Origin of the sequence: Pantoea sp. CTOTU49201 (assembly GCF_032054795.1) — a bacterium.
In the GTDB taxonomy this organism is placed as follows: domain Bacteria; phylum Pseudomonadota; class Gammaproteobacteria; order Enterobacterales; family Enterobacteriaceae; genus Pantoea; species Pantoea symbiotica.
This window is the reverse complement of record NZ_DAMBSA010000279.1, coordinates 1-6,507: the sequence shown is the minus strand read 5'-3', so window position 1 is coordinate 6,507 and position 6,507 is coordinate 1. Positions and strand designations below refer to the sequence as shown.

The following is a 6,507-nucleotide window of genomic DNA, read 5'->3' as shown; positions in this document are numbered from 1 at the left end:
GTTGCTGTTATTGAGCACATCACCCAGCAAAGTGGTGCGCACGATGCCCCAATCCGCCACATGACGATAGTTGGCGCCAGCCATCAGCGTCATACGGCGCTTATCCAGCGCTTTCATATCACCCAAATCGTTGTCTTTCGGGTCGTACTCCTGCGGCGATCCCAGCACGGTCAGCGACAGCTGATTCTGCGGGTCTTTCCACAGGTAATAGCCGCCTTGCAGGCTGCGGAACCAGAAGTTTTCACCTTCATAATTAATCACCGGAATCGGCAGATAGCGGTCTTGTCCGCCCCGATAAGGTGACTGCGCGTAAATGACCGAAGCGCCAAGAGATAAGGGTTCTGCATGAGTGCCGAACGCCGCAAAATAACAAGGAACAGCCAGAGCAAGCGCTTTAAGTTTGAATTGGTTCACAATTTAATCAGTCCATTAATATAACAATCACACGCAGAGTCTAACCAAATTTTTGCTATCGGTTAACGTTTAATGAGGCTCTCTAACCAGCACAGGGAAATAATCTGAGTAGCTGCAACGCTCTCGCTGCTTAGGTTGATTGCCTCAGTGCTTATGAGACTTTGTTATTGATATATCGCTGAATAAGGAGAAAAGTGGCTGCAGGTTTTCTGAATGCCTTCTACAGTTAAATGTAAGACGAGACTTTTTTGTACGAGCAGAGTAACCATAAGAATTGTGTACCCCGATTAAAAAACGTCAGGTTGGCATAAGGGTTGCTGTACTCAATAAAGAATATCTTCCGGGAGCTGCTACAAACTTTTATTACGCTCCTTTACCTGTGCTAAAAACGAAAGGACGGGCATCGCTATGAATATATTCGATCACTATCGTCAGCGTTATGAAGCTGCCAAGGACGAAGAGTTCTCATTGCAGGAATTCCTCGCCATCTGTAAACAGGATCGCAGTGCATACGCCAACGCTGCAGAGCGACTATTAATGGCCATCGGTGAGCCGGTGATGGTTGACACTGCGCAAGAGCCACGCCTTTCCCGCATCTTCTCCAACCGCGTCATGGGACGCTACCCAGCCTTCGAAGAGTTTTACGGTATGGAGGAAGCGATTGAGCAAATCGTCTCCTATCTGAAACACGCCGCGCAGGGTTTGGAAGAGAAGAAACAGATCCTTTACTTACTGGGCCCGGTGGGCGGCGGTAAATCCTCGCTGGCGGAGCGCCTGAAAGCGCTGATGCAGCGTGTGCCGATTTATGTGTTGAGCGCCGACGGCGAACGCAGCCCGGTAAACGATCATCCACTCTGCCTGTTTAACCCGCAGGAAGATGCCAATATTCTCGAAAAAGAGTATGGCGTGCCGCGGCGTTATCTCGGAACCATCATGTCGCCTTGGGCAGCAAAACGTCTGCATGAGTTTGGCGGCGATATTACCCGTTTCAAAGTGGTAAAAGTGTGGCCGTCGATTCTGGAACAAGTGGCGATTGCCAAAACTGAACCGGGTGATGAGAACAACCAGGATATCTCTGCGTTGGTCGGTAAAGTCGATATCCGCAAACTGGAAAATCACGCGCAAAACGATCCTGATGCTTACGGCTATTCAGGTGCGCTGTGCCGCGCGAACCAGGGCGTGATGGAATTCGTCGAGATGTTTAAAGCACCGATTAAAGTGCTGCATCCGCTGCTGACCGCCACGCAGGAAGGTAACTACAACGGTACCGAAGGGATCTCTGCCCTGCCGTTCAACGGCATCATTCTGGCGCACTCCAACGAATCAGAATGGGTGACCTTCCGTAACAACAAAAACAATGAGGCGTTCCTTGACCGTGTTTACATCGTCAAAGTGCCTTACTGCTTACGCGTTTCCGAAGAGATCAAAATCTATAACAAACTGTTGGATCACAGTGAGTTGACCACTGCGCCATGCGCACCGGGTACGCTGGAAACGCTGGCCCGCTTCTCCATTCTGTCGCGCTTGAAAGAGCCGGAAAACTCCAGCATCTACTCAAAAATGCGCGTTTATGATGGCGAGAGCCTGAAAGATACCGATCCAAAAGCCAAATCCTGGCAGGAGTATCACGATTACGCAGGTGTTGATGAGGGCATGAACGGCCTTTCTACTCGCTTCGCGTTTAAAATCCTGTCACGCGTGTTCAACTTCGACCATGCCGAAGTGGCGGCCAACCCGGTGCACCTGTTCTACGTACTGGAGCAGCAAATTGAGCGCGAGCAGTTCCCGCAGGATCAAGCCGAGAAGTATCTGGAGCACCTGAAAGGCTACCTGATTCCGAAATACGCCGAGTTTATTGGTAAAGAAATTCAGACCGCCTATCTGGAGTCCTACTCTGAATACGGTCAGAATATCTTCGATCGCTACGTCACCTACGCTGATTTCTGGATCCAGGATCAAGAGTACCGCGATCCTGACACCGGACAGCTGTTTGACCGCGAATCACTGAACGCCGAACTGGAAAAGATCGAGAAACCTGCCGGGATCAGTAACCCGAAAGATTTCCGTAACGAGATTGTCAACTTTGTGCTGCGTGCCCGTGCGCAGAATAGTGGGCGCAATCCGAACTGGACCAGCTACGAAAAACTGCGCACGGTCATCGAGAAGAAAATGTTCTCGAACACCGAAGAGTTGCTGCCAGTGATTTCGTTCAATACCAAAACCTCAACGGACGAGCAGAAAAAACACGATGATTTTGTCGATCGCATGATGGAAAAAGGCTATACCCGCAAGCAAGTTCGCCTGCTGTGCGAGTGGTATCTGCGCGTGCGTAAATCTTCATAATCGTTATCTGTAAGCGTCGCGGTGCTTCGGTGCTGTAACAGGAGGCCGGGTTTTCCCGGCCTAAGCTTGCAATGCAGTTTGGGGGATTTTTATGGCCTATTTTATCGATCGGCGTCTCAACGGTAAGAATAAAAGCGCCGTCAATCGGCAGCGCTTTCTGCGCCGTTATAAGTCGCAAATCAAGCAATCGATCTCCGAGGCCATCAATAAGCGTTCGGTGACCGATGTCGAAAGCGGCGAATCGGTCTCGATTCCAATTGACGATATCAATGAGCCGAGTTTCCATCAGGGCCGTGGCGGCAGTCGCCATCGTGTTCATCCTGGGAACGACCATTTCGTGCAAAACGATCGCATTGAACGTCCGCAAGGTGGCGGCGGCGGTGGTAGCGGCCAGGGCAATGCCAGTCAGGACGGTGAAGGCCAGGATGAGTTCGTCTTCCAAATCTCTAAAGATGAATATCTCGATTTGCTGTTCGAAGATTTGGCGTTGCCGAACCTGCGTAAGAATCAGCATCGTCAGTTAAACGAGTACAAAACCCATCGCGCGGGCTACACCTCAAATGGTACGCCGGCAAACATCAGCGTGGTGCGTTCGCTACAAAACTCATTGGCGCGTCGTACCGCAATGACGGCGGGTAAACGCCGGATGTTAAACGAGCTGGAAGCCACGCTAACCGAAGTGGAAAACAGCGAACCAGCGCAGTTACTGGAAGAGGAGCGTTTACGGAAAGAGATTGCTGAGTTGCGCGCGCGCATCGATCGCGTGCCGTTTATCGATACTTTCGACCTACGCTACAAAAACTTCGAGAAGCGGCCAGAACCCTCCAGCCAGGCCGTGATGTTCTGCCTGATGGACGTATCAGGTTCGATGGATCAAGCCACCAAAGATATGGCGAAGCGTTTCTATATTCTGCTGTATCTGTTCCTGAGTCGTACTTATAAGAACGTCGACGTGGTTTACATTCGCCATCACACTCAGGCGAAGGAGGTCGACGAACAGGAGTTCTTCTACTCGCAGGAAACCGGCGGCACGATTGTCTCCAGTGCATTGAAGTTGATGGATGAAGTGGTTAAAGAGCGTTATGACCCGTCACAGTGGAACATCTATGCGGCGCAAGCGTCGGATGGTGATAACTGGGCCGATGATTCACCGCTCTGCCACGAGATCTTAGCCAAACATATTCTGCCGGTTGTGCGTTATTACAGTTACATCGAAATCACGCGCCGCGCCCACCAAACCCTGTGGCGCGAGTATGAGCATCTGCAGGCGATGTTTGATAACTTCGCAATCCAACATATTCGCGAGCCAGAAGACATCTATCCGGTATTTAGAGAACTTTTCCACAAGCAGGCTGCAGAAGCCTGAGTCTACAAGCCGGTCACTGACCGGCTTTTTCTTTGCAGCAGCCCCGCTCACTTCCCGCCTTTTCTTGTTGTTTTTTCATACAAATTTAGCTGTATATTGGATGCGGCCCCACAGAATGAAAAAATGTGCAATTAAGCGCTGACAAGCTATTGATAAGGCATTATCTTTCCACCTTGTCTGTGTGAATCCCCCGCAGTTTGTCTTTTTTGCCCCGCCGCAGGAGAACGCCGTTGAATACCAGCATGATTTACAGTGTGTTTATTATTGGGTCCGTGCTGGTAGCAGCAAGTATTTTACTCAGTTCCTTTTCCTCGCGCCTTGGCATTCCGATTCTGGTGATCTTCCTCGCGCTCGGCATGTTGGCCGGCATTGATGGCATTGGTGGCATCGCGTTTGATAACTATCCGGTTGCCTATCTGGTCTCAAACCTGGCGTTAGCCATCATCTTGCTTGATGGCGGTATGCGCACCAAAGCGACCTCGCTAAAAGTGGCGCTCGGCCCGGCGCTATCGCTGGCGACCGTTGGCGTAATGATCACCGCAGGTTTAACCGGCGTTGCCGCTGCCTGGTTGTTTAAGCTCGACCTGATGCAGGGCTTCCTGATTGGCGCGATTATCGGTTCCACCGATGCCGCCGCTGTATTTTCACTGCTGGGTGATAAAGGCCTCAACGAACGTGTCAGCTCCACGCTGGAGATAGAATCTGGTAGCAATGACCCGATGGCGGTGTTTCTCACCATCACGCTGATCGATATGATCCAGCAAGGTCAGTCCGGCCTGAGCTGGATGTTCGTGGTGCATCTGGTGCAGCAATTTGGTCTTGGCATCGTATTAGGCCTTGGCGGCGGCTGGGCGCTGCAGCAGTTAATAAACCGCATCAATCTCGCGCAGGGCTTATATCCGCTGCTGGCGGTAAGTGGCGGCATCATCGTGTTTGCGCTGACCACGGTAATGGAAGGGAGCGGCATTCTGGCGGTGTATCTGTGCGGCTTCCTGCTGGGCAATAGCCCGATTCGCAACCGCCACGGTATTTTGCAAACCTTCGACGGCATGGCATGGCTGAGCCAAATCGGCATGTTTATTGTGCTGGGTTTGCTGGTGACACCGTCGGATTTGTGGCACATCGCGGTGCCGGCGATGATTCTGTCGCTGTGGTTGATTCTGGTGGCGCGCCCGCTGTCGATTCTGGTTGGCCTGTTGCCTTTCAAGGGCTTTACTGGACGCGAACGTATCTTTATCAGCTGGGTGGGCTTGCGAGGCGCGGTGCCGATCATCCTCGCCGTGTTCCCGATGATGGCCGGACTGGAAAACGCCAAGCTCTACTTCAACATCGCCTTCTTTGTGGTGCTGGTATCGCTGATGCTGCAAGGTACGTCGCTGGGCTATGCCGCCAAACGCGCCAAAGTGGTGGTGCCGCCAACCGCCTCGCCGATTAGCCGGGTTGGGCTGGATATCCATCCAGAAAATCCGTGGGAGCAATTCATCTACCAGTTGGGCGCAGATAAGTGGTGCGTTGGCGCGGCGCTGCGTGATTTGCAGATGCCACGCGAAACCCGCATCGCCGCCCTGTTCCGTGACAACGTGTTGATGCACCCCAATGGCAACACGCGTCTGAAGGAAGGCGATGTGCTGTGTGTGATTGGCCGGGAACGCGATCTCCCCGCATTGGGTAAAATGTTCAGCCAATCGCCGCCAGTATCGCTGGATCAACGCTTCTTCGGCGACTTTATCCTCGATGCCGAGGCACGTTTGAAAGATGTGGCGCAAATTTACGGGCTGGAGTTGGATGAACAAACCAACGATCAGCAGTCGTTAGGACAGTTGGTGATGAGTTTGCTGGGCAGTACGCCGGTGGTTGGCGATCAGGTGGAATGGAACCAGTTAACCTGGACGGTGGCAGAAAAAGAAGACAACCAAATCGTGAAAATCGGCGTGCGTGTAATGGAAGACAAGGAATAATCCGAGGCCATTATCGCTCGTAAACTGCGTATGAACGACTATGCTCACTATTCAACCCAGTTAATACGGGAGAATGTAATGGGACACGTGGTTAAGATTGGTCGTTATGAGATTGTTGACGCAGAGTTCAATACTGACAATGGCGATACTGTGAGTATTCCCTGCCATACCAATCCCGGCCTGAGTGACCAACTCGACGGCTGGGATGTGGATACCAGTGTACCGGCATGGATTGATGAAGAGGCTGTCGATCTACAAATCGGACACTACGACAAGCAGCAGGATCTTTGGGTACTGAAAAAACCTGCCTGACTGGCTGGCGCCGCCATTGATGAAAATGGCGGTCATTCCGAAAAGTTGTCTTAAAATGAAGCGTTATATCCGCGATTAATTAACTTTTAACGATACTTTTCAAGTAGATAGCCA

5 protein-coding genes are annotated in these 6,507 nt (G+C 51.7%); 4 read left to right on the top strand and 1 reads right to left on the bottom strand.

Annotation, left to right across the window (positions count from 1 at the left end; all coding sequences use genetic code 11):
- Positions 1 to 414: MipA/OmpV family protein (locus tag RTY00_RS17500; protein ID WP_312665283.1), on the bottom strand; the 414-nt coding region annotated here is incomplete at its 3' end.
- A gap of 408 nt (positions 415 to 822) precedes the next feature.
- Here RTY00_RS17500 and yeaG point away from each other — a divergent pair.
- The 4 genes from yeaG (at position 823) to RTY00_RS17480 (ending at position 6,393) form a co-directional block, all read left to right on the top strand.
- Complete coding sequence (gene yeaG, locus RTY00_RS17495; RefSeq protein WP_008110364.1) at positions 823 to 2,757, top strand: protein kinase YeaG; 1,935 nt, start codon at positions 823 to 825, stop codon at positions 2,755 to 2,757.
- Positions 2,758 to 2,848: 91 nt separating this feature from the next.
- Positions 2,849 to 4,123, top strand: coding sequence for a YeaH/YhbH family protein (locus tag RTY00_RS17490; RefSeq protein WP_312665282.1), 1,275 nt, complete (start codon positions 2,849 to 2,851; stop codon positions 4,121 to 4,123).
- A 230-nt stretch (positions 4,124 to 4,353) separates the two neighbouring features.
- Entirely contained in the window at positions 4,354 to 6,081 is a 1,728-nt protein-coding gene (locus tag RTY00_RS17485) for a potassium/proton antiporter (RefSeq protein ID WP_008110366.1), read from the top strand.
- A 78-nt stretch (positions 6,082 to 6,159) separates the two neighbouring features.
- Complete coding sequence (locus tag RTY00_RS17480; RefSeq protein WP_008110367.1) at positions 6,160 to 6,393, top strand: DUF1480 family protein; 234 nt, start codon at positions 6,160 to 6,162, stop codon at positions 6,391 to 6,393.
- Positions 6,394 to 6,507: the final 114 nt, after the last annotated feature.